Origin of the sequence: Nisaea sediminum (genome assembly GCF_014904705.1) — a bacterium.
Taxonomy (GTDB): Bacteria; Pseudomonadota; Alphaproteobacteria; order Thalassobaculales; family Thalassobaculaceae; genus Nisaea; species Nisaea sediminum.
The window spans coordinates 43,841-64,304 of the sequence record NZ_JACZCQ010000010.1 but is presented as its reverse complement, the minus strand read 5'-3'; the positions used below and the strand labels follow the sequence as shown (position 1 = coordinate 64,304).

Below are 20,464 nucleotides of genomic sequence, written 5' to 3'. Positions count from 1 at the left end.
GTCATGTCCTCATATTATTCGGACGTCGCCTTCAGGTAGGCTATCACAGCAGCCAGTTCGTCGTCCTTTTTCAGTCCAGCGAACGACATCTTGGTCCGCTTGATCATATCCTTCGGCTTGGCAAGGAAGGATGCGAGCGTCTCCTCGTTCCAGACGAGACCGTCCTCGCCGGCCTTCACCATATCCTTCGAATATTTGGTGAAACCGTCGGCGGTGCCGGCGGTGCGGTCGAAGACGCCGTTCAGATGCGGGCCGATCTTGTGCTTCGCGCCTTCGCCAACGGCATGACAGGCCTGACATTTCTTGAAGATCTTTTCGCCGGCTTCGACCAGCGCGGGATCGACGGCGGGTACCGCCGCGACTTCCGTCGCAGGTTCACTGGCCGGCTCGCCGGCCGGAGCCGCCGCTCCGGAACCCTCACCCATCGCGTCGGCCGCCGCGCCGTTGGCTTCGTCCGGCGTTACATCGATGACCGCCGCCCGTTTGGTGATCTTCACCTCCTCCTTGCAGTTCTCCATGCAAGGCGTGCGGTTCTTCCAGACGGCGGTCTCGGTCCGGTCGTCCGGATAGAAACCCTCCTCGTTCGGCAGCCGAACCTCGGTGAAATTCGCCTTCGAGAGCTCGAAATCGTCATCGACCAGATCGTTCAGATACAGGAGATAGGCCGTGATCGCGTAGGTCTCGTCATTGCTGAGCGACTGCGCATCGCCGAAAGGCATCGCCCGGTGGACGTAATCCCAGACGGTCGAAAGATACGGCCAGTAAGAGCCGATGGTCTTGACCGGGCGCGCACTCATCAGCGTGCCCTGCCCGCCGGCCAGGACCGGCCAGCGTCCGACCGCCTCGCCGAAATCGCCGTGGCAGACCGCACAGCGTTCACTGTAGATCGCCTCGCCGTCGGCCACCGAGCCCTTGCCTTCCGGCAGGCCTAGCCCGTCCGGGCGCACATCGATGTCCCAGGCCGCGACCTCGTCGGGGGTCGCGGCGCGTCCAAGGTCATAGTTCTCGGCCGAAGCCGGAGCCGCCAGACCGACGGCCAGGGCCAGCGCTGCCAGATTAAGAAATCTCGACATTTTCCGCCTCCCCTTTCTCGTTCACGTACCAGGTCTGGATGCCGTTGTTGTGGTAGATCGAATTCTCGCCGCGAACCGCGCGCAACTCGTTCTTAGTCGGCTGCACGTAGCCCGTGCTGTCGACCGCGCGCGACTGCAGCAGCAGCGGGCTGCCGTCCCAGTCGAACTCGTAATAGAAGCGGTGCATCGACTTGTTCCAGGAGGGGCCGTCGATCCGCGCCTGCCGCCAGTTGCGGCCGCCGTCGGTCGTCACGTGGACTTCCTTGATCGTGCCGCGCCCGGACCAGGCGACACCGGTAATGATGGTCTGGCCCTTGCCGTGGGTGATCGGTGCCTGCGGGCTCGGATTGGTGATGACGGACTTGGCATCCATCTCCCAGGTAAAGCGCCGCGCCTTACCGTTCTCCATCAGGTCGGTGTATTTCGAGGTTTCCTCGCGGTGATGCCAGGGCATGTCGCCGACCTCGATCCGGCGCAGCCACTTGACCCACATGTTGCCTTCCCAGCCCGGAACGACGAGCCGGACCGGATAGCCCTGCTCCGGCCGCAACGCCTCGCCGTTCATGGCGAAGGCGACGAGGCAATCGTCGAGCGCCTTCTCGATCGGGATCGAGCGAGTCATCGCGGAGGCATCGGCGCCTTCCGGGAGGATCCACTTGCCGTTGGTCTTGACGCCGGCCTGCTCGAGGATCGTCTTCAGCGAGACGCCGGTATAGATCACGTTGTGGATCATGCCATGAGTGAACTGGCAGCCGTTAAGCTGCGCACCGCGCCACTCCATGCCGCTGTTGGCCGCGCATTCGAGGAAGTAGGCCCGGTTCTCCCGCGGAAAGCGCTTCAGATCCTGCAGGGTGAAGACCATTTCCTTCTCGACGAGACCGTTGATCATCAGGCGGTATTTCGCCGGATCGATATCGGCCGTGCCGCCGTGATGCCTCTCGAAGCAGAGCCCGTTCGGCGTGATGACGCCGTCCAGTTCATGCAGCGGCGTGAAGTTGACGGAGCTGACCGGATCGGCGGTCAGCCACGGCACGTCGCGGCGACGGACATGCGCCTCGTATTTCGACGGCATGCCGTAGGGAGCGACGTCGACGCCTGCGCCGAGCTGGTTCGCCCAAGGCTGCACCTCGGTGATAAGGGGATCGCCCGCGGCCAGGGCCGGGGCCGCGGCCAGCGCACCGCCGGCGGCGAGGCTGCCCTTGAGGAAATTTCTGCGTGAAGTGGGTGTCTTTTCGGTCATCGTTCCAGTCTCCGGCCTATCCGGCGATTGTCTTGACGGCGGTGTTCGGGGTGATCTCGATCGAGCCCTTGCGTTTGATGTACTGCTCGACGAGGTCGTAGATCGGCGGGCCCTCGGTACCTTCATTCACGGAGGCCCAGCCGGAAACCACGTAGGTCTTCGCGGGATCGATCTTCTCCCCGGTCTTCAGCAGGGTCATATCGGTGATGCGGCTGCCGATCGGCTTGTTGATGTCGATCGTGTAGCCCATGCCCCCGACGCGAACCATGTCGCCGCCCTGCTGGTAGTAGGGATCCGGGTTGAAGAGGTTGTCGGCGACATCCTCGAGGATGGTGTGGATGAGCTCGCCGGTCATCTCGCTGCGATAGGCGTTCGGATAGGACATCGAGGTCGCGGAATAGATGTCCTCCCGCGTGATCGGGTCGCCCGGCAGAATGCTGGCGCCCCAGCGGAAGCCCGGAGAAAGCGCGATATCGGCCTCCCGTTCCTCGAGCAGGGCCTGGCAGATCAGGTCGTCCCAGGTGCCGTTGAAATTCCCACGGCGATAGAGCAGCGACTGGGTCGTGCCGATGGCTTCCTCCAGCTCCGCCTTGAACGGCGCGCGCTCGGCATCGACGAGAGCGGTCATTTCCGGGTCCGGCTGGATCACATCGGAGAAAATCGGGATCAGGCGGTACTTGTAGCCCTTGACCCCGCCGTCGCGCACGTCGAGATCGATCCGGCTGACGAACTTGCCGTGCGATCCGGACGCGATGATGAGCGTGTTGCCGACCTGCACCGGTTCCGGCAGGGCATCATGCGTGTGGCCGGAGAGAATGACGTCGATCCCCTCGACCTGGCTGGCCATCTTGCGGTCGACGTCGAAGCCGTTATGCGACAGAAGCACGACGAGCTCGGCGCCGTCCGCGCGGACCTCATCGACCACCTCGCGCATCCGTTCCTCGCGGATGCCGAAGGAGAGATTGGGGAACATCCAGCGCGGATTGGCGATCGGCAGGTAGGGGAAGGCCTGGCCGATGACGGCGACCTTCACGCCACCGCGCTCGAACATCGCGTGCGAGTCGTAGGCCGGTTCGTTCCACTCGTTGTCGAAAATGTTGGCGCCGAGGAACGGAAACGGCAAGGTTTCGACGATTTCCTTCACCCGGTCGATGCCGTAGGTGAATTCCCAGTGCGAGGTCATCGCGTCCGGCTTCAGGGCATTCATGATGTTGACCATGTCCTGCCCGGCGGTATTGAGCGCCGTGTAGGAGCCGTGCCAAGTGTCGCCGCCGTCGAGGAACAGGGCATCGGGACGGTCGGCGCGGATCGATTTCAGGACGGTCGAGATCCGGTCGAAGCCGCCGACACGGCCGTATTCGCGCGCCAGGGCGACGAAATCCTCCGACGTAAGCGCGTAGGCTTCCGGAGAGCCGGCTTCAAGGCCGTAGGTGTCGAGAAACTTCTTGCCCGAAATATGCGGAGGCTTTCCCTGCGCCTCGCCGACCCCCAGATTGATCGACGGCTCGCGGAACCAGACCGGTTTCAGATGCGCATGGCAATCGGTCAAATGCACCAGCGTGACATTGCCCGTGGTCTCGAAGTCCAGCAGCTGCTCCTGGGTCAGGCGCTGCTGTGCGGCCAGCCGGGCCCAGTTACCGAAACCGCTGGCACCGACAATCGCGGAGGCGGCAAACGAGGCCTGGAGGAAATCGCGGCGCGACAACATGGCTACTGGCTCCTTCAAACGTCCCGGGAAACAGATCCCGGGTTCGGGACAAAGCTCTCCCGTCCGCGGCCATTTTCCGCCTCGGCGAACCGGAGTGAAAAAGAACTGTCAGGTGCCGGCCGTGCCCGGGATCGAAATCCTCCCGGGCACGATCACGGCTTGCTTAGTTACGCAGCGCCGGCGTTTCGACCGAGAGGCCCTGGCCGCGCGATGCGAGATACAATTCGAGGGCGGTGAACTCGTCCGAGCCGCGCTTGTACGGCGTGGCGCGGATGTTATCCATGCAGCCCTTGAAGCGGCGATGGATCGAGCCCATGCCCTGCCATTTCAGACGGTAGACCGGAAAACCGTTGATCTGACCCTGGCTGAGATGGTCGGCCCGGACCATGTTGCCGTAGTTGTTTTCGTGGCAATGGGCACAGGACATATCGAGCTGCCCGACGCGGGTATAGTAAAGCTCCTTGCCCTTTTCCCACCATTCATGTGCCGGCCCGTCGGTCTTCACATTGACGGGCATGCCGCGGGACTGCAGGCCGATATAGGCGGTCATCGCCACCATCTCCTGGCTTTCCCACTTCCACGGCTTGGCTTTCTGGTGCTCTTCGCGGGACCAGTTGATGTGATCCTCAAGCGTGAAGAGGGTCTTCTTGCCCTCGTGCCATTTCGGCATCTGGGCGCGGATCCCCTTCATGCTTTCGGACGCATCGCCGTGACAGTCGGCGCAGGACTTGCCGTCCGCACCGTCTGCCGTGCTCCAGAGCTCCTCGCCGTACTGAGCGGAGATCATGGCCGGATTCTCGAAATCATCGAGCTGCAGGGCCTGGGTCTCGTCGGTGCGGAAGCGCCAGCCGGACAGGATCTCGTCAAAGGGCGAGTCGGCAGGCGCCTTCAGCTTGGTGACGAAGGTCTTGCCGTCTATGACCAGTTCGGCGTTCTCGTCGGCCATGACGCTCTGAGCGCCGACCGCGAGGAGGCCGACCAGCCCCAGTGCCAAGAGTTTCCTCATATCTTCCTCCCCTTTGTCACCATTCGTTCAAGCGACGGTGATCTTGTTCTCGATGTCGTAGACGGAGCCGTCATCGTCGGTCCATTCGAACCGCATGGTTCCCGACTCCGACAGCTTGACCGAGAACTCGATATAAGGGTTCGCGGCAATGGCCGGCAGCAGGTCCATGGAGAACGCTTCCTTGCCGTTATATGTCGCGACGAACTTGTTGATGATCTTGCGCGGGATCAGCTTGCCGGTCTTGCTGTCCTTGCGCTGACCGGATTCCATCGGGTGGCTGATCAGCGTCTTGATCACGATCGCTTCGCCGGCCTTGGCCTTCTTCGGCACTTTTACGCGGGGTTTAATCTTAGCCATTTCTTGATCTCCTAAGCCTCAGCCGCCGCAGCCGCCGATCGTCACCTTGACTTCGCGCCGGGCCATCTTGGTCGACCCGTCCGCCATCTTCGCTACAGCGACCACGTCCTGGGTCTTGGCCAGGCGGATTCGCGTGGAAGCGCGGCTCTCGGCGCACATCTCGGTGAAGTGGAACGTACCGACGCCCGGGTTCGGGTTGCCCGCAGCGAGGAGCATGATCGAGGTCGCGCCGTCGGCGAAGACTTCGATCGGAACGGTGTTGCCGTTTTCAGCGATCTCCGGTGCGCCGATCTCGACACCGCCCGTCTCGGGCATGCCGCCGGCGAATTCCTTGATCGCCGCTTCGACCGCATCAGTGCTCGCATCAGCCGGGAGACTGATCAGACCGGCGGCGGCCAGACCGGCCGCAAGCGCGAACAGGTCACGCCTTGTCATCTGCATTTTGGATTCCTCCGTTTGGTAATAGCCATGTCCGCTGGCGTTTCCCGCCTGCGGTCACTTTTCCTTCAGGGTCGTGAGATAAGCGATGACATCCTCGACCTGCTGGGCCGTCAGGATCGTCTTGCCGGCAAACTTCTCGGCGACGCGATTGAAGCCGGTGTCGCGATAGAAGCTCGGCATGATCGTATCCGGCGACAGCGCTTCTTTGGAATTCACCAGGATCGCCCGGAGCTCTTCCGGCTTCCACCGGTCGGCCACACCGTCGAGCGCCGGCCCGACCTCACCATGATAGGGCTCCTTCGCCATGTCCGCGTTGACATGACAGGCCAGGCAGTTTCCGAGCTTGCGCCCGAGGAACCACTGGCGACCCTTTTGCGGATCGCCGGGCTGGTCGGTAAGGGGCGTTGTGACGACCCCGTCGACAATCTTGACCTCGCCGGGCTTCATGGCTCCCGCATGGGCGCCCGAGACGCCAATGAGCAGAGCCAGAGCGGTGGTGACAACAATTCTCATCACCGATTCTCCTCCCACTTTCTTTTGCCGGTGCAGCTCTGATGCTGACCGTTCGCTTCAGAAGACCGGAAAACCGGCCCAAACGCAACAACAAATTCAAAGATATGAATTTGTTGTTGCGATACAAACACGTGACCGGTTCCGGCCGCCTCAGACCACATATTACTGGGTCTTCTGCCGTTCCTGGATCCGGCGCGCGTGATATTTCTGGAAATGCTCGTCGCTCTGGTAGCCCTTTTCCTTCACCCAGGTGAACATGTCGAGCGTGGTGCCGTTGCCGAAGGCGCCCGGCATGGTCGCCACCGCGGCCCGGCCGGCATTATCCCCCTCGGGAACCTGTTCCGGCATGAAGAGAATGGTCGGCGTGAACACCACACCCCAGCGCTTCGCCATTTCCTTCTCCGGCAGTGCAGTGCCGTCGAAATCGGTGACCTCTTCGTCCCCGAACAGGTTGTATTGCACGACGACGAAGTTCGACTTGATGAAGTTCGCGATATCGGGGTTCGAGAGCGGCCCCTCGTGCAGCCGTTTGCAGTAGATGCAACCGCGCTGCTCGAAAATCATCGCCAGCCGTTTGCCCTGCTTCTCCGCGTCGCGGATATCCTCCGCGACATCCTTGAAGGTGACCGTGAACCATTCCTTCTTGTGCAGACCGTCCTCACCGACTTCCGCCAGCGCCGCCTGGCCAAGCAGGAGGACCGCGACCAATCCAAAGACCAAGTGCCTCATCACTTCACCTCCCTAACCGATGGTCCCGAAAGACGGGAACGTGTCGAGCATCCATTGCGCGATGATACCGACGGTGTTGGTTCCGATCAGCACCGCAAAAACCAGAAGCGTCGCGCCGATCCCCTTCTCGACCGCGCCGAGATAGCGCCGGATCGATTTCATCCAGTTCATGAACGTCCCGAAAAATGCGGCGGCGACAATGAACGGCAGTGTCATGCCGAGCCCGTAGCCAAGCAACAGGATCACGCCGTCACCGACAGTCTCGGCCGCACTGGCGCTGAAAAGGATCATCGCCAGTACAGGGCCGACACAGGGCGTCCAGCCGAAAGCGAAGGCGAGCCCCACGAGATAGGGACCGATCACTCCGACCGGGGCTGCGACATCCATACGGGCCTGGCGGTAGAGCAGCGGAATCTTGAGAATGCCGAGGAAATGCAGGCCCATCAGGCCGATCACGACCGCCGCGGCGTAACGCAGGATGTCGAAATATTCGCGCAATTGCTGGCCGAAGACCGAAGCGCTCGCCCCGAGACCAACAAAGACGGTGATCACGCCGGCCGAGAACAGGACCGCGGAGAGCACGACCTTGCGCCGCGCCGCGCCATCGCTTTCGCCGTCCGTGATCTCGTTCATCGACACCCCTGCCATGTAGCAGAGGTAGAACGGGACGATCGGCAATATGCAGGGCGTCAGAAAGGACGCGAGACCTGCGGCGAAAGCGCCGCCCACCCCTATATCGAATCCCATTTCGAGCCCATTTCGGTATACTGCACGGAACGTTTCCCCAAGCGGCCTTGCGACCGTCATATTCTCACATTAGAATTTGTTATTATGTTCCATCGCCAAACTGAACAAAGCAAGAGAATGTTCGCCGGAAGTTTGTGGAAGACAATCGTCTTTCCGCTTTTGCTGGTTGCAGCCCTCACGACCGGTGCGGCGCGCGCGGAAACCCAGCTGCTGATGGTCGAACAGGCGGGGTGCGAATGGTGCGCCGCCTGGAACAGGGAGATCGGCGCGATCTACGACAAGACAGATGAGGGCAAGCGCGCGCCGCTGCGCCGCCAGGACCTGTTCGCAGACTGGCCCGACGACATCACGATCCGCGGTCAGGTTCATTTCACGCCGACCTTCATCCTGCTGGTCGACGGCCAGGAGGCGGGACGCATCGAAGGCTATCCGGGCGAGCATTTCTTCTGGCCCCTGCTTGCCCAACTGCTCAACCGGACCCCGAGCGGGACGGATAATAAGGGAGGAAAAGGCTCATGAAACTCAAACTGGTCGCCGCCGCGGCAATCGGCGGAATGCTGGCGTTCGCCTCACCGCAGTCCGCGAAGGCACAAAACGCCGAAGCCATCTTCAGCACCGAATCCATGAAGCCGGAAGTCGCGCTCGATCTCGCGAAACACGCGCTCGAGATCTGCCGTGAAGCCGGCTATCAGGTCGCCGTGACCGTGGTCGACCGGTCCGGCCTGACCCAGGTGGTCCTGCGGGACCGCTTCGCCGGCGCCCACACGGTCGATACCGCGACGCGCAAGGCCTGGACAGCTGTCAGCTTCCGGACCGCCACGATCGATCTCGGCACTCTGGTGAAGGAAAGCCCGGTGATGGCCGGTCTCCCGGACATCACCAATGCCCTCGTTCTCGGCGGCGGAATCCCTGTTCAGGCGGCCGGCAATATCATCGGCGGGATTGGAATTTCCGGCGCGCCGGGCGCCGACCTGGATCACGATTGTGCGCAAAAAGCTATTGATAAAATCCAGGACTTCCTAGATTTCTAGCGCGCACCCGACTGGAGTCGAACATGGCCCTACCCGTTCTGGATGAAAACGTCACCGACGCGGAATTCGATGTGATGGTCGAAAACGCGACCCGTGCGACGGAATTCATGAAGGCGCTGGCGCATGAGGGTCGACTCCTGATCCTGTGCCAGCTGGCATCGGGAGAAAAGTCTGTCACCGAGCTTGAGGAACTCCTGTCCTCGCGCCAGGCCGCCGTATCGCAGCAGCTCGCGCGGCTGCGTCTCGAGGGCCTGGTCAACCACCGGCGCGAAGGCAAGGCGATCTATTACAGCCTGAAAGACGATCGCGCGGTCCGGATTCTCGAGCTTCTCTACGAGCTGTTCTGCAAGGACGACACCCGGACCGCCTGAGCCGGGCAATACAGAATGGCGGACAAAAGCTCGGGTCGACAGGCCCCCGGACCTGCTGCACACTCCGGCCATGTTCGGCATGTCTGAAACGCTCGCGGTGACCCTGGTTGGCTTTGCCAGCGGCATCGTGCTGGGTCTAGCCTCCCGCATTCCGCGTTTCTGCACCCTCGGCGCGATCGAGGATGCGCTTTATGGCGGCAACCGCGACCGGATCATGATGTGGCCGATGGCGATCGGAACCGCCGTCGCCGCAACCGCGCTGCTTACTACCTTCGGACTCGCCGCTGTCGAGGGGACGGTCTACCTGCGGTTCGAATTCAGCCTCTCCGCGTCCGCTGTCGGCGGACTGATGTTCGGTATCGGCATGGCACTTGCCGGGAATTGCGGTTTCGGGGCCCTGGCCCGGGTCGGCGGCGGCGACATCCGTTCGGTCCTGATCGTGCTGACGATCGGCATCGCTGCCTACATGGCGGCCGTCGGCCCGCTCGCCGAGCTCCGGACCATGCTCTTCCCCCGCACCCACATCACCCATTTGGCGGACAGCTCCATCGCGGCACAGCTCGAGGAGCTGACGGGGATTCCCGCGCTCTATGTCTCGCTTGCCGCCGCCGTCTTGCTGATCGCGCCGGCGCTCACCGACCCGCATTTCATCCGCAACCGTTCCGCCGTTCTCTGGTCGGTCCTGATCGGTTTGTCCTGCGCGGCGGCCTGGCTCGGAACCACCTATGTGGCGCAGAACGGCTTCGATCCGATCCCGGTCGAGTCCCACAGCTTCACAATGCCGTTGGGTGAACTTCTGCTGCAGATGATGGGGGCAAACGGAGATCTCGGCGGCTTTTCCGTCGGTTCCGTCCTCGGGGTCGTTTCGGGCGCCTGGATCGGTGCCAGATTCCGCCATCAATTCCGCTGGGAAGCCTGCGACGATCCGGGCGAGCTCAGACGGCAGATCTTCGGCGCTGCCTTGATGGGGGTCGGTGGCGTGATCGCTCTCGGCTGCTCCGTCGGACAGGGCATTTCCGCATTTTCGGTCCTCGCCCTGAGCGCGCCGGTCACCCTGCTTTCGATCGTCCTCGGCGCCGTACTCGGCCTGCGCTATCTGGTCGAGGGACGCCGGCCGCTCGAGCTTGTGCTCACCTTCTTCGCTGCCGTGCCACACCTGTTCGGCAGGAAGCGGCGACCGGATTGAGCGCCCCCACTCGCATCCCGTTGAAGCACTCTGAAAACACAAGGACCGCCCCGAAGAGCGGTCCCCGATATCGATTCCTTTCGGCTGGGCAGCCCGGCTCGGACGCAAGGTCAGTGATGCGCCACAGGGCCGCCCGGGAAGCGGAACTTGCCTCGCGCCGCCACGCCCGGTCCGAAAAACATCCAGGACATTCTGAACGTCACGGCACAGGCCGCAATCTCGGCGCCGACATAGCCGTAACGGAGGATGCCGGAGAATGCGCCAACGGCGGCCAGGAGCTGGATCACCGCGAGGCCCAAGGCCCCCGTGAGAAACAGGGCCCAGAGGGTGGAAACGGTTTCCGAGTGCCACACGCGCGAGTCGCCGCGGGTCTTGCGCGCAACGAGCGGAAGCACGATCGCGGACAGCAGCACGAGACCGTTTCCGACTGCGAGCTCGGTGATGAGAGAAGACATTTCAAGAAACACCACGGCTCGTTGGCAGAGACCGACCGGGAGCCGATGCGGTACAGGTTTTCTAGAAATGCTCCGGAGGACAAATGGACGCCAGAGCGATGAATGCATGGCGGCCTGGGCGCGATCTGCAACCTTTGCATACTTTAACCGTGCTTCAGCACATCTCCGGGACCGCTTGCGACAAGAGTTGCCCGATCACGCCACGGATGTGACACGGACCGGGTCCAGCATGCGCTCGGCGGCGTCGAGCGCCCCTCCTACTCCCCAGGGAGTATTGACGAGGATCAGCCCGCTGCCGCGCATGCCCGGGGCACCCGGGTCGAGCCGGAAACGGACCTCGCGGCGGACCAGGTCCGGCAGATCCGATGAGGCGAGCCGCTCTGCCATGGCCTCGTGCAGACCGGCCTGCAGGATCGGGTACCAGAGCATGATGGCGGCCTCGGGCCATTTGCCATGCAGAGCGATGATGAATTCGGCGGCGCGGAGATACTCGCTCTTGACCTCGTAACTCGGATCGATCAGCACCAGGCCACGGCGGGGCGCCGGCGGGGAAATCGCAAGAACGCCCTCGTAGCCGTCGCGGCGATGGATATGAGCCTTGTGCCGCCTCATGGCGCGTTTCAGCGCCGTGTGCTCCTCCGGATGCATCTCCATCAGGTGCAGCACGTCGTCCGGCCGCAGCAGCTGTGCGGCAATCAGCGGGGAGCCGGGGTAGAATCCCGGGCCAAACTGCTGCTCGGTCATCCGCATCGCCTTCGCCAGCGGCTGGTCCGGCGGAATTGCCCCTTCGGCCATCAGCCGCAGGATGCCGGCCTTGGCCTCTCCGGTCTTTTCCGCCTCCGGCGCGGAAAGGTCGTAGGCCGCGCGGCCGGCATGGGTTTCCAGATAGCTCAGCGGCTTCGGTTTTTCCCCAAGATGCGTCAGGAGTGCTGCGAGAGCGCCGTGCTTGTGGACATCCGCGAGGCAGCCCGCGTGGTACCCGTGCTGATAGGACAGCATCGGCTGTGCTCCAAACTGAACCGAAACGATTTCCAGGCAACAGAAAACGGCTCAGCCGGCATTGGTCAAGCCGTTCGGATGCCTCATCGCGCCGGCAGGGTTTGCTCCCGGCGACCGAAAAGGCTACTGGCGAGGATCTGCCAGAAAACGCGCCCGCCTCACCTTTGCAGCACGTAGGTTCCGGGTGCGGCGCAGAGCGCCTTGCCCGACCGCGGCGGAGCGACCGGGCGGCCCGAACGGTCCGCCAGCCACTCATGCCAAGCCGGCCACCAGGAGCCCTCCCGCACCTCCGCGGTCTCCGCCCAGGTGTCAGGGTCGACATAGGGGTCGCCGCTTGCCTTGGTGCTCATCCTGTAATGCCGATGCTTATGGCCCGGTTCGCTGACGATCCCCGCATTGTGACCACCGTTGGTCAGGAGAAAGGTGACGTCGGTCGCCGGATGCGTGGTGATCTTGTAGACCGAATGCCATGGCGCGACGTGATCCTTCTCGGTGCCGACCGCGAAGATCGGGACCCGGATATCCGCGAGGTTGACCAGCCGTCCGTCGACCTTGAACCGGCCCTGTGCCAGGTCATTGTCGAGGAAGAGCCCGCGCAAATATTCCGAATGCATCCGGAAGGGCATGCGCGTGGCGTCCGCGTTCCAGGCCATCAGGTCGGTCAGCGGCTCCCGTTCGCCCATCATGTATTCATGCAGCAGACGCGACCAGATCAGGTCGTTCGAGCGCAACAGCTGGAATGCTCCCGCCATCTGCCGTGCGTCCAGGTAGCCTTGTTCCCACATGATATCCTCGAGGAACCGCACCTGGCTCTCGTCGATAAAGAGGGTGAGCTCCCCGGCCTCGGTGAAATCGACCTGCGCCGCGAGCAGGCTCATGGAGGCAAGGCGGTCGTCTTGATCCCGCGCCATTGCAGCGGCCGCCATGGCAAGGAGCGTGCCGCCGAGGCAGTAGCCCGTGGCGTGGACCTTCCGGTCCGGGCAGATCCGCTCGATCGCGTCCAGCACCTCGAAAATGCCGAATCTCAGATAGTCGTCGAGCCCGAAATTGCTGTGCCGCTCGTCCGGATTGCGCCAGGAGATCGCGAAAACGGTGTGTCCCTGCCCGACCAGGTATCTGATCATGGAATTCTCGGGAGAGAGATCGAGGATGTAATACTTCATGATCCAGGCTGGCACGATCAGCACCGGCTCGGGATGGACCTTGCCGGTCGTCGGGCGATAGCGGATGAGCTCGATCAGTTCGTTCCGCCAGACGACGTCGCCCGGCGTGATCGCAACCTCCTGTCCGGGCCGGAAATTCTCTGCACCGACCGGAGGCTTTCCGGCAACCGCGCGCTCCCAATCCTCGATGAAATTCGACGCTCCTTCGTGGAGGTTCCTTCCGCCCCGGCGCATCGTCTCGGCGAGCAGGACCGGGTTGGTCCAGAGAAAGTTCGTCGGCGCGACGGTATCCAGCAGTTGGCGGCTGGCGAATTGCAGGACCTGCTCGTGATGCGGCGAGACGCCCGGCACGTCGGTCGTGGCGTTGTGCCACCATTGCTGGTTCAGCAGAAAGGACTGGTAGATGCCGGCAAACGGCCATTTCTGCCAGGCTTCGTCGGAGAAGCGGCGGTCCTGCGGCAAGGGCTCGATACAGGGGCCGTCTCCGCGGCCGCAGGCGCAGTCGAGGGCGTGGAGCCAGATGCGGACCGCCTTGCGGACGCCTTTCTGAACGAGCTCCGACTGCTTGCCGGGAGAGATCGCCAGATGCATCGCCCAATCCCCCCAGGCCGCGGCGAAGGAGGCCGGCGAGAGACCGCCGGTCATGCGGGCGATTGCCGCGTGAACCTGACGATCGATGACGGGGCCGGCGACACCGCCCCAGAGCGGTTCCGGCGGCTCGGAAACGGATTTATCCGGCGCCCCCGGAAGCGGATGCGCCGGCTCCTCCGCCAGCACGACGGGGGCTGTCTTCGCGGGAAGTTTCGACTGGCGTGGCTCAGTCATCTCGATGGCTCCGTGGTCTTCCTGAATTTCCTATATGGGTGATCCGCCCGGGTTTCGCCTTGATCCTTGTCAGGTCGGGTGATGTCGCCGCTCTCTCGATCCTTCCTCGGCCACGGCGGCGCCGGTGACGAGTTCGACGATTTCCGTGGTGATTTCCGACTGGCGGGCCTGACGCGCATCCTGGCGCAATCGCGAGAGCATCCGGGAGATGTTGTGGTCGGCGGCCTCGGTCGCTGCCAGACGGGCGGCATTCTCCGCCGCGATCGACTCGACCGCGGCTTCCGTCAGGAGCGCGACGACATATTCCTCCGTCAGCTGTTCCAGAAGATCGCGCGGGCCCATGTTGTGCAACGGCGCCTGCCGCGGACGCCGCGTTTTCCAGACGCTCGGATCAAGAGGAAGCAGAGGCGTGTGCCGGATCGTCATCTCACCGCCCGGACGACTGACGGAAAAGACCGCGTCGATACGGCGGATCTCGCCGCGCGCGATGCGCAGGAACAGTTCCCTTGCGAGCTCATTCACGGAACTCGACACCGCAGCCGGCCGGGTCGCCATCGGGCCGCTCCAGGACGTCGGATGACCGTGTTCCTCGAACAGGGCGGTGCCGCGCGACCCGAGGACAAACAGGCGGTCGTCCGGCTTCAGGGACTTGAGGACCGCTTCGACGATCCGGTCGTTGAACCCTCCGACAAACCCGTGTTCCGACGCGCAGACCACGATAGCGGTCGGCCCGCTGCCATGATTGCCGCCTCTGCCGGCCGGCGCATCGGCGGTCATGATAAGCGTGTCCGCGATGCCGTCGGCAATGATCGAGGCATAGCTCCGGATACCCGGAACGCTCTGCTGCGCATCACGCAGACGCATCCCGGCAAGAGAGCGCATCGCCTGGATGATGTTCTGCAGCTCCGACGTTCCCTTGATGCCGACTTCGATCTCCGCGACCCGGCTCATTCCGTTGCCTCCGGATCCGGTGCGGCGAAGGTGTCCGCGAGTTCTGCCAAGACTTGCCGCAATTGTCCGAGTTTCTCGTCGGTGATCGGCGGGGCCCTGTCATCGAGGTCGGCAATCTCGGGTGCATGTTCGGCGAGCCAGCGGGGGAGCGCTGCGCGGAACTCCGCAATGCGGTCCAGCGGTACGTCGTCGAGCTGACGCCCGGAAAGAGCCGCCAGCAGGGCGGTCTGCTCGCCGAGGCTCAGCGGGGAAAACTGGTTCTGTGCCAGTACCGCCCGGATGCGGCGGCCATGCTCGATCTTTTTCCGCGTCCGCTCGTCCACCATGGTTCCGAACCGGGTGAAGACCTCGAGCTCGAGGAACTGCGCATATTCGAGCTTGAGGCTACCTGCGAGCGCCTTGAGCGCCGGAGCCTGCGTCTTGCCTCCCACGCGCGAGACGCTGCGGCCGACATCCACCGCCGGCTTCTGGTCCTCGTTGAACAGGGTCGGATCGAGATAGATCTGCCCGTCGGTGATCGAGATCAGGTTGGTCGGAATGAAGGCGCTGATATTACCCGCCTGCGTCTCGGCGATCGGCAGGGCCGTCAGGGATCCGCCGCCACGTTCCGGCGACAGCCGCGCGGCGCGTTCCAGCAGGCGCGAGTGGATGTAGAAGATGTCGCCGGGAAAGGCCTCACGTCCCGGCGGGCGGCGGAGCAGCAGCGACACCTCGCGATAGACGGCGGCGTGTTTGCTCAGATCGTCGATGACAAGCAGGACGTCCCGTCCGCGTGCCGTGAAATGCTCCGCCATCGTGCAGGCCGCATAAGGCGTCAACCATTGCAGACCCGGCAACGCGTCCGCCTCGCCGACCACGAAGATGCAGCGCTCCGGCGCGCCGGAATGCCGGACGGACTCGATCACCCGCGCAACGGAGGAGGCCTTCTGGCCGACCGCGGCATAGACGCAAATCACGTCGCTGGAGCGCTGGTTGATGATCGTATCGACGGCAAGCGCGGTCTTGCCGGTTCCCCGGTCGCCGATAATGAGTTCGCGCTGCCCCCGGCCGATTGGGATCATTGCATCCACCACGAGCACACCCGTTGCCAGCGGGCGCTCGATCAGCGCCCTGTCATAGATGGCGGGTGCCGGATTTTCGATCGGGGCGAAGTCCCGGCAGGCCGGGACTTCGCCGCCATCCAGGGGCATGCCGATGGGATCGACCACGCGGCCGAGCAGTTCGTCCCCGACGGGAACCCTGGCGACCTCGGTCGTGCCGCGGACGGTTTCCCCGGCGACGATCCCTTTCGGGTCGCTCAGCATCATGCAGCCGATATCGGTCTCGCCGAGGCCGACCACCATTCCGCGGGCACCGCTCTCGAAGACCAGAAGCTCGTCCAGCCGTGCCTCCGGAAGCCCCGAGACAGTGGCAACCCCGTCCCCGGTATGCAGTACGCGGCCGACCTGTTCCTCCCACGGCGTCATCACCACGCTGTCGATGCGTTTCCGGCTCGACTCTGTCCAGCGGCGGAGATCGTCAGCGAGTTTCGGCATCGTCCTCGATCTCCGCCCGGATGGCCTCCAGGGTGCTGCGCCACGAGAAATGCAGGACCGCAGTAGGGAAATGCAGTTCGACGCCCGCAACGAGATCCGGGTCATGCGCGAAATCGATCCGCAACTCGTGACCGAGCGCCGTCTGCAGCCGCTCGCGCCAGTGCTGCGCGACGCTTTCCGGGAACGGGGCGGCCGCGACGACCCGAAGCGCGCTCGTGCCGTCCATCCCCTGCAGCAGCGCGCTGCGCTGCGCTTCCGTGAGTTCCGCCAGATGCTGTTCGATATGTCCGATCCAGGCTTCGGTCCGGGATTCGACCGGCAGCTCTTCGATCAGGCGGCGCGCGATGTCGGTGCCGAGATCGAGTGCCGCCCGGCGGATGTCGGTTTCCGCGGCCTTCCGCTCGGCGGCGAGAGAGGTGCGCGCCTTCTCCCGGATCTCAGTGGCTTCCTTGTCGGCCTGGTCAATCTTTTCGGTCGCCAATGCCTCGGCTTCGGCACGGGCGTCCGCGATGGTCTTTCTGCGTTCCGCCTCGATTTGCGCATGTTCCGTGGCGACCCGTTCGCGTTCGGCGCGGGCCTTCTCCCGGTCTTCCTGCGCGGAGGCCCGGACTTTCTCCATCTCCGCGCGGCGCGCGTCGACCATGCGCAGCACCGGCTTGTAGAGAAACCGTTGCAGCAGCCAGACCAGAATCGCGAAATTGACGGTCTGCAGCCCGAAGGTCCACCAGTCGAGGGTCATGGCGTGACGGTATAGGGATTGGCGAAGAGCAGCAGGAGGGCAATGACCAGGCAGTAGATCGCCATGGTCTCGATCATGGCCAGACCGACGAACAGCGTTCGCGAGATCGTGCCTGCCGATTCAGGTTGCCGCGCAATCGCGTCGAGGGCCGCGGCAACCGCGCGGCCTTCCGCCAGCGCAGGCCCGATGGCACCGAACGAGACGGCGATCGCGGCGGCGATGATGCTGATGATCTTGGGGTCCACGATACCTCCTTAGATTTCCTGGCGTGGGTCCATTGCGGCACCGATGAAGACGGCGGCCAGAATGGTGAAAATGTAGGCTTGGATCAGTCCGATCAGGATCTCCAGAGCCATGACGGGGATGGGCACGAAAAGCCCGGCGAGCGCGACGACAAGTCCGATCATGAACTCGCCGCTCATGACGTTGCCGAACAGCCGGACCATCAGCGAGAGGGTCCGGGTCACCTCCGAGACGAGGTTGAGCGGCAGCATGATCAGTTTCGGTTTGGCGAAGGTCGCGAGATAGCCGAGCAGACCGCGGGCGCGGATGCCGAAATAATGCACGGAGAAGAACACCGCCACGGCGAGCGCCGCCGGCGTTTCGATCTTTGCCGTCGGCCCCTCGACACCCGGCAGGATACCGGACAGGTTCGCGGCCACGATGAACAGAAACAGCGTGCCCAGCAGCGGCAGCAGGGCACGGGCATTGTCCCCGACCACGTCCCTGATCTGGTTCAGGATCCCGATGACCACGGTCTCGATCACGAAGAGCGCGCGGTCATGCCAGCGCGAACGGGGACGCGTCAGCAGCCAGGAGACCGAGACCAGCACCGCCATGATCGCCCAGGTCGTGACCACCGGGCGCGAGATCGGCACCGGTCCGAGCTGGAACAGAGGCGTGCTGGTAAGCGGCGAGGCGTCCATCAGCGGTCCTCCCCGTCGCTGTCCGGCGGGTTTCTGGTGGACAGCATGCGCGCGAACAGAAAGCCGCCGAAGCCGGCAAGCAGGGCCAGCGCACCGAACTGGACCAGAACAACAAGAAAGACGGCGATCCCGCCGAGACGCAGGAGGGTCATCCCGACATAGACGGCCGGGCTTCCGCTGCCGGTCAGGGCGCTGGTGGTCCGTGCCAGGGCACGGAAATAGGCAAGGCCGGCAGCGACACCCGCGACCGCGGCAACGGCGATGGTTCCGAGAAGTTCCGGCGTCAGCATGTTCATTCGTGATGCATCCTTGTCCAGGCGAGCCGGCAGCCGAGGGCAAGTCCCAGGACAAGAAGTCCCAAAGTCCAGAAGAGCCCCGAGGCAAACGCGCTATCGAGCCACCTGCCGATGAAGAGACCGAGCAGCGTCGGCACCACAATGGTCCAGCCGAGCGCACCGATCATCGCCAGATTCCGTGCGATGGAGCGCTCTCCTTCGCGTTCCCAGATCTCACGTCTCTTACGACGGGTCCGGGCTGCCTCTGCGAGCTTGTGATCCGGATCGTCGGCGCGGCTCATCGGTCGGGCCCTGGCAGGTCTTGGCGTCCGAAACCGGGAGGGCCGGGTCGCAGTGCCGTCTGGATCTGATGAATTGCGGCGAGATAGAGGCGGTGCGCGTCCAAGCGAGATGCCCGTTCGTCGGCGACGTGACGGCGGAAGTTTTCCAGCACCTCGGTTTCGAGCAGATCCAAGTCCTCATGTGCGATCGCCTCGCGCGTCGCGATCGAGATCCTGTTTCCGTCCCGCATTTCCAGCATGCCGCCGCGCACCGCCACACAATGCTCGACATCACTGCCGTCGCGCCAGGTCACGACGGAGATCGTGAGCGCGGTGAGGAAGTCCGCATGGCCGGGCAGGATGCCGAATGCACCGGTTTCGTCCTCGGCCCGCAAATGCGCGACATGGTCCGCTTCCACAACCACCGACAGTGGGGTCGAGACGACGAGTTTCATCGCGCCACCGCCTCTGCCGCGGTCTCGCGCTCACGGGCCTCATCCAGATCCCCGACCATGTAGAGCGAGGATTCGGCCCAGTCGTCGGTCTCGCCCGCGAGAATGGCCCGGCACCCGGCGAGTGTCGCCTCCAGCTCAACGGTCCGCCCGGGTTTTCCGGTAAAGGCAGTGGTGACCATGAAAGGCTGGGTGAGGAAGCGGACCAGCCGGCGCGCACGGGCGACGACCAGCCGGTCGGACGCGCTCAGTTCCTCGATCCCGAGGATGGCTATGATCCGCTGGAGATCCCGGTAATGGGTGATCGCCTTGCGGACGTCCTGCGCCGTCCTGTAGTGCTCCGCGCCGACGATCCGCGGGTCAAGCAGGCTCGAAGACGAGGCAAGCGGATCGATGGCGGGATAGAGCCCCTCGCTCGCCATGTCGCGGGACAGCACGATCGAGGAGTCCAGATGGGTAAAGATCTCGGCGACGGCCGGGTCGGTGAAATCGTCCGCCGGAACGTAGACGGCCTGAATTGACGTGATCGCAGCGCCGGGGACCGAGGCGATGCGTTCCTCGAATTCCGCGATCTCGCTGCTCAACGTCGGCTGGTATCCAACCTGCGACGGAATGCGGCCAAGCAGACCGGAAATCTCGCCTCCAGCCTGGACCAGGCGATACACGTTGTCGACCAGCAGGAGGACATTGTCATGTGCCTCGTCGCGGAAATGTTCCGCGATCGCAAGGGCCGAGAGTCCCGCTCGCCAGCGTGCGCCGGGACACTCGTTCATCTGACCGAAAATCAGCGCCGTCCGTTCCATGACGCCGGATCCCCGGAGTTCGAGCATCAGTTCGTGCCCCTCGCGCGAGCGCTCGCCTATTCCGGCGAAGACGGAGATCCCGGAATGATGTTCTTTTGTGGTCCGGATGAGTTCCATGATCAGTACAGTCTTGCCGACCCCGGCTCCGCCGAACATCGCGGCCTTGCCACCTTTCACCAGCGGCGCCAGCAGGTCGATGACCTTGATCCCGGTATGGAATATCGAGAGCTTGCCGCTCTGCTCCGCGAGCGTGGGCGCGGCGCCGTGGATCGGCTTTCTCGGCACATCCTCCGTGAACGCGGGCTGGTCGTCCATCGGATCACCCACGGCATTCAGCAACCGGCCGAGCACGGCCTCGCCGACCGGTACCCGCACCGGATCGCCGGTCGCCCTTGCCGGGGTGCCGCGCCTCAACCCCGCGGTCGACGCCAGGGCGACGGCACGAACGGTCGTCTCGTCGGCATGGAGCTGAATCTCGGCAACGATCCGCGGTGCGCCCTCCGGAAGGATATCGACGGCCTCGCCGATGGCGGGAAGATCGCCTGGGGAAAAGCGGATGTCGACGACCGAGCCGTGCGCGGCCACAACCGTCCCCGCACTCTCTTTCGTACCGCTCCCGGAAAGTGACATGCTTCAGACCCTCTCGCCGCTGCACATC

At 63.8% G+C, this 20,464-nt stretch carries 25 protein-coding genes; 4 read left to right on the top strand and 21 right to left on the bottom strand.

Going from position 1 to position 20,464, the window contains the following annotated elements; genetic code table 11:
• Positions 1-14: 14 nt before the first annotated feature.
• The 9 genes from IG122_RS19200 to IG122_RS19160 form a co-directional block, all read right to left on the bottom strand.
• Complete coding sequence (locus IG122_RS19200; RefSeq protein ID WP_193187553.1) at positions 15-1,073, bottom strand: c-type cytochrome; 1,059 nt, start codon at positions 1,071-1,073, stop codon at positions 15-17.
• Positions 1,057-2,313, bottom strand: coding sequence for a sulfite dehydrogenase (soxC, locus tag IG122_RS19195; RefSeq protein WP_193187551.1), 1,257 nt, complete (start codon positions 2,311-2,313; stop codon positions 1,057-1,059). The genes IG122_RS19200 and soxC overlap by 17 nt, the downstream gene beginning before the upstream one ends.
• 16 nt (positions 2,314-2,329) lie before the next feature.
• Positions 2,330-4,021 (bottom strand): thiosulfohydrolase SoxB, encoded by a 1,692-nt coding sequence (gene soxB / locus IG122_RS19190; RefSeq protein ID WP_193187548.1) that lies wholly within the window; start codon positions 4,019-4,021, stop codon positions 2,330-2,332.
• Positions 4,022-4,184: 163 nt separating this feature from the next.
• Positions 4,185-5,027, bottom strand: a complete 843-nt coding sequence (gene soxA / locus IG122_RS19185; protein ID WP_193187547.1) for a sulfur oxidation c-type cytochrome SoxA — start codon at positions 5,025-5,027, stop codon at positions 4,185-4,187.
• A 27-nt stretch (positions 5,028-5,054) separates the two neighbouring features.
• Positions 5,055-5,384, bottom strand: coding sequence for a thiosulfate oxidation carrier complex protein SoxZ (soxZ, locus tag IG122_RS19180; RefSeq protein ID WP_193187544.1), 330 nt, complete (start codon positions 5,382-5,384; stop codon positions 5,055-5,057).
• Between the two features lie 18 nt (positions 5,385-5,402).
• Positions 5,403-5,825: a thiosulfate oxidation carrier protein SoxY gene (soxY, locus tag IG122_RS19175; RefSeq protein WP_193187542.1), complete on the bottom strand. Its 423-nt coding sequence runs from the start codon at positions 5,823-5,825 to the stop codon at positions 5,403-5,405.
• Between the two features lie 54 nt (positions 5,826-5,879).
• Positions 5,880-6,338 carry a sulfur oxidation c-type cytochrome SoxX gene (soxX, locus tag IG122_RS19170; protein WP_193187540.1) on the bottom strand — a complete coding sequence of 153 codons (459 nt, stop codon included), beginning with the start codon at positions 6,336-6,338 and terminating at the stop codon, positions 5,880-5,882.
• Between the two features lie 162 nt (positions 6,339-6,500).
• Positions 6,501-7,067, bottom strand: coding sequence for a thioredoxin family protein (locus IG122_RS19165; protein WP_193187538.1), 567 nt, complete (start codon positions 7,065-7,067; stop codon positions 6,501-6,503).
• 12 nt (positions 7,068-7,079) lie between these two features.
• On the bottom strand, positions 7,080-7,814 hold the full coding sequence (locus IG122_RS19160; protein ID WP_193187536.1) for a cytochrome c biogenesis CcdA family protein: 735 nt from the start codon (positions 7,812-7,814) through the stop codon (positions 7,080-7,082).
• Between the two features lie 117 nt (positions 7,815-7,931).
• Here IG122_RS19160 and IG122_RS19155 point away from each other — a divergent pair, with 117 nt between their 5' ends.
• From IG122_RS19155 to IG122_RS19140, 4 genes are all read left to right on the top strand, one after another.
• Entirely contained in the window at positions 7,932-8,333 is a 402-nt protein-coding gene (locus IG122_RS19155) for a thioredoxin domain-containing protein (protein ID WP_226893761.1), read from the top strand.
• Complete coding sequence (locus tag IG122_RS19150) at positions 8,330-8,845, top strand: GlcG/HbpS family heme-binding protein (protein ID WP_226893760.1); 516 nt, start codon at positions 8,330-8,332, stop codon at positions 8,843-8,845. The genes IG122_RS19155 and IG122_RS19150 overlap by 4 nt, the downstream gene beginning before the upstream one ends.
• A gap of 23 nt (positions 8,846-8,868) precedes the next feature.
• Complete coding sequence (locus IG122_RS19145; protein WP_193187534.1) at positions 8,869-9,216, top strand: ArsR/SmtB family transcription factor; 348 nt, start codon at positions 8,869-8,871, stop codon at positions 9,214-9,216.
• Positions 9,217-9,295: 79 nt separating this feature from the next.
• Positions 9,296-10,402, top strand: a complete 1,107-nt coding sequence (locus tag IG122_RS19140; RefSeq protein WP_226893759.1) for a YeeE/YedE family protein — start codon at positions 9,296-9,298, stop codon at positions 10,400-10,402.
• A 110-nt stretch (positions 10,403-10,512) separates the two neighbouring features.
• Here the strand turns inward: IG122_RS19140 and IG122_RS19135 are convergent, their stop codons facing one another.
• The 12 genes from IG122_RS19135 to atpD form a co-directional block, all read right to left on the bottom strand.
• The gene (locus IG122_RS19135; protein WP_193187530.1) at positions 10,513-10,857 is read right to left on the bottom strand and encodes a hypothetical protein; all 345 of its coding nucleotides are present in this window, start codon (positions 10,855-10,857) and stop codon (positions 10,513-10,515) included.
• Between the two features lie 195 nt (positions 10,858-11,052).
• Positions 11,053-11,856, bottom strand: a complete 804-nt coding sequence (locus tag IG122_RS19130) for a 23S rRNA (adenine(2030)-N(6))-methyltransferase RlmJ (RefSeq protein ID WP_193187528.1) — start codon at positions 11,854-11,856, stop codon at positions 11,053-11,055.
• 158 nt (positions 11,857-12,014) lie between these two features.
• A complete protein-coding gene (locus IG122_RS19125) occupies positions 12,015-13,844 on the bottom strand; it encodes a PHA/PHB synthase family protein (RefSeq protein ID WP_193187526.1) in 1,830 nt (609 codons plus the stop codon).
• Positions 13,845-13,913: 69 nt separating this feature from the next.
• Entirely contained in the window at positions 13,914-14,795 is an 882-nt protein-coding gene (locus IG122_RS19120; protein WP_193187524.1) for a F0F1 ATP synthase subunit gamma, read from the bottom strand.
• Entirely contained in the window at positions 14,792-16,330 is a 1,539-nt protein-coding gene (locus IG122_RS19115; RefSeq protein WP_193187522.1) for a F0F1 ATP synthase subunit alpha, read from the bottom strand. Before IG122_RS19115 ends, IG122_RS19120 begins: the two co-directional genes overlap by 4 nt.
• Entirely contained in the window at positions 16,314-17,069 is a 756-nt protein-coding gene (locus IG122_RS19110) for a F0F1 ATP synthase subunit B family protein (protein WP_193187520.1), read from the bottom strand. Before IG122_RS19110 ends, IG122_RS19115 begins: the two co-directional genes overlap by 17 nt.
• Positions 17,066-17,314, bottom strand: a complete 249-nt coding sequence (locus IG122_RS19105) for a F0F1 ATP synthase subunit C (protein WP_319024936.1) — start codon at positions 17,312-17,314, stop codon at positions 17,066-17,068. The genes IG122_RS19110 and IG122_RS19105 overlap by 4 nt, the downstream gene beginning before the upstream one ends.
• Positions 17,315-17,323: 9 nt before the next feature.
• On the bottom strand, positions 17,324-17,995 hold the full coding sequence (atpB, locus tag IG122_RS19100) for a F0F1 ATP synthase subunit A (protein WP_193187518.1): 672 nt from the start codon (positions 17,993-17,995) through the stop codon (positions 17,324-17,326).
• Positions 17,995-18,291 carry an N-ATPase subunit AtpR gene (locus IG122_RS19095; protein ID WP_193187516.1) on the bottom strand — a complete coding sequence of 99 codons (297 nt, stop codon included), beginning with the start codon at positions 18,289-18,291 and terminating at the stop codon, positions 17,995-17,997. Before IG122_RS19095 ends, atpB begins: the two co-directional genes overlap by 1 nt.
• The gene (locus IG122_RS19090; protein WP_193187514.1) at positions 18,288-18,572 is read right to left on the bottom strand and encodes an AtpZ/AtpI family protein; all 285 of its coding nucleotides are present in this window, start codon (positions 18,570-18,572) and stop codon (positions 18,288-18,290) included. The genes IG122_RS19095 and IG122_RS19090 overlap by 4 nt, the downstream gene beginning before the upstream one ends.
• Entirely contained in the window at positions 18,569-19,006 is a 438-nt protein-coding gene (locus IG122_RS19085) for a F0F1 ATP synthase subunit epsilon (RefSeq protein WP_193187512.1), read from the bottom strand. The genes IG122_RS19090 and IG122_RS19085 overlap by 4 nt, the downstream gene beginning before the upstream one ends.
• Positions 19,003-20,436 carry a F0F1 ATP synthase subunit beta gene (gene atpD, locus IG122_RS19080; protein ID WP_193187510.1) on the bottom strand — a complete coding sequence of 478 codons (1,434 nt, stop codon included), beginning with the start codon at positions 20,434-20,436 and terminating at the stop codon, positions 19,003-19,005. Before atpD ends, IG122_RS19085 begins: the two co-directional genes overlap by 4 nt.
• Positions 20,437-20,464: the final 28 nt, after the last annotated feature.

Excerpts from the sequence above, each read along its gene's own strand:
- IG122_RS19135 (WP_193187530.1), bottom strand. The coding sequence starts at position 10,857 with ATGTCTTCTCTCATCACCGAGCTCGCAGTCGGAAACGGTCTCGTGCTG.
- IG122_RS19155 (WP_226893761.1), top strand. The coding sequence starts at position 7,932 with ATGTTCGCCGGAAGTTTGTGGAAGACAATCGTCTTTCCGCTTTTGCTG.
- IG122_RS19095 (WP_193187516.1), bottom strand. The coding sequence starts at position 18,291 with ATGAACATGCTGACGCCGGAACTTCTCGGAACCATCGCCGTTGCCGCG.
- IG122_RS19160 (WP_193187536.1), bottom strand. The coding sequence starts at position 7,814 with ATGGGATTCGATATAGGGGTGGGCGGCGCTTTCGCCGCAGGTCTCGCG.
- soxB (WP_193187548.1), bottom strand. The coding sequence starts at position 4,021 with ATGTTGTCGCGCCGCGATTTCCTCCAGGCCTCGTTTGCCGCCTCCGCG.
- IG122_RS19090 (WP_193187514.1), bottom strand. The coding sequence starts at position 18,572 with ATGAGCCGCGCCGACGATCCGGATCACAAGCTCGCAGAGGCAGCCCGG.
- IG122_RS19120 (WP_193187524.1), bottom strand. The coding sequence starts at position 14,795 with ATGAGCCGGGTCGCGGAGATCGAAGTCGGCATCAAGGGAACGTCGGAG.
- IG122_RS19085 (WP_193187512.1), bottom strand. The coding sequence starts at position 19,006 with ATGAAACTCGTCGTCTCGACCCCACTGTCGGTGGTTGTGGAAGCGGAC.
- IG122_RS19130 (WP_193187528.1), bottom strand. The coding sequence starts at position 11,856 with ATGCTGTCCTATCAGCACGGGTACCACGCGGGCTGCCTCGCGGATGTC.
- soxX (WP_193187540.1), bottom strand. The coding sequence starts at position 6,338 with ATGAGAATTGTTGTCACCACCGCTCTGGCTCTGCTCATTGGCGTCTCG.
- atpB (WP_193187518.1), bottom strand. The coding sequence starts at position 17,995 with ATGGACGCCTCGCCGCTTACCAGCACGCCTCTGTTCCAGCTCGGACCG.
- IG122_RS19140 (WP_226893759.1), top strand. The coding sequence starts at position 9,296 with ATGTCTGAAACGCTCGCGGTGACCCTGGTTGGCTTTGCCAGCGGCATC.
- IG122_RS19110 (WP_193187520.1), bottom strand. The coding sequence starts at position 17,069 with ATGACCCTCGACTGGTGGACCTTCGGGCTGCAGACCGTCAATTTCGCG.
- IG122_RS19150 (WP_226893760.1), top strand. The coding sequence starts at position 8,330 with ATGAAACTCAAACTGGTCGCCGCCGCGGCAATCGGCGGAATGCTGGCG.
- soxC (WP_193187551.1), bottom strand. The coding sequence starts at position 2,313 with ATGACCGAAAAGACACCCACTTCACGCAGAAATTTCCTCAAGGGCAGC.
- IG122_RS19115 (WP_193187522.1), bottom strand. The coding sequence starts at position 16,330 with ATGCCGAAACTCGCTGACGATCTCCGCCGCTGGACAGAGTCGAGCCGG.
- soxZ (WP_193187544.1), bottom strand. The coding sequence starts at position 5,384 with ATGGCTAAGATTAAACCCCGCGTAAAAGTGCCGAAGAAGGCCAAGGCC.
- IG122_RS19200 (WP_193187553.1), bottom strand. The coding sequence starts at position 1,073 with ATGTCGAGATTTCTTAATCTGGCAGCGCTGGCCCTGGCCGTCGGTCTG.
- IG122_RS19145 (WP_193187534.1), top strand. The coding sequence starts at position 8,869 with ATGGCCCTACCCGTTCTGGATGAAAACGTCACCGACGCGGAATTCGAT.
- soxA (WP_193187547.1), bottom strand. The coding sequence starts at position 5,027 with ATGAGGAAACTCTTGGCACTGGGGCTGGTCGGCCTCCTCGCGGTCGGC.
- atpD (WP_193187510.1), bottom strand. The coding sequence starts at position 20,436 with ATGTCACTTTCCGGGAGCGGTACGAAAGAGAGTGCGGGGACGGTTGTG.
- soxY (WP_193187542.1), bottom strand. The coding sequence starts at position 5,825 with ATGCAGATGACAAGGCGTGACCTGTTCGCGCTTGCGGCCGGTCTGGCC.
- IG122_RS19125 (WP_193187526.1), bottom strand. The coding sequence starts at position 13,844 with ATGACTGAGCCACGCCAGTCGAAACTTCCCGCGAAGACAGCCCCCGTC.
- IG122_RS19165 (WP_193187538.1), bottom strand. The coding sequence starts at position 7,067 with ATGAGGCACTTGGTCTTTGGATTGGTCGCGGTCCTCCTGCTTGGCCAG.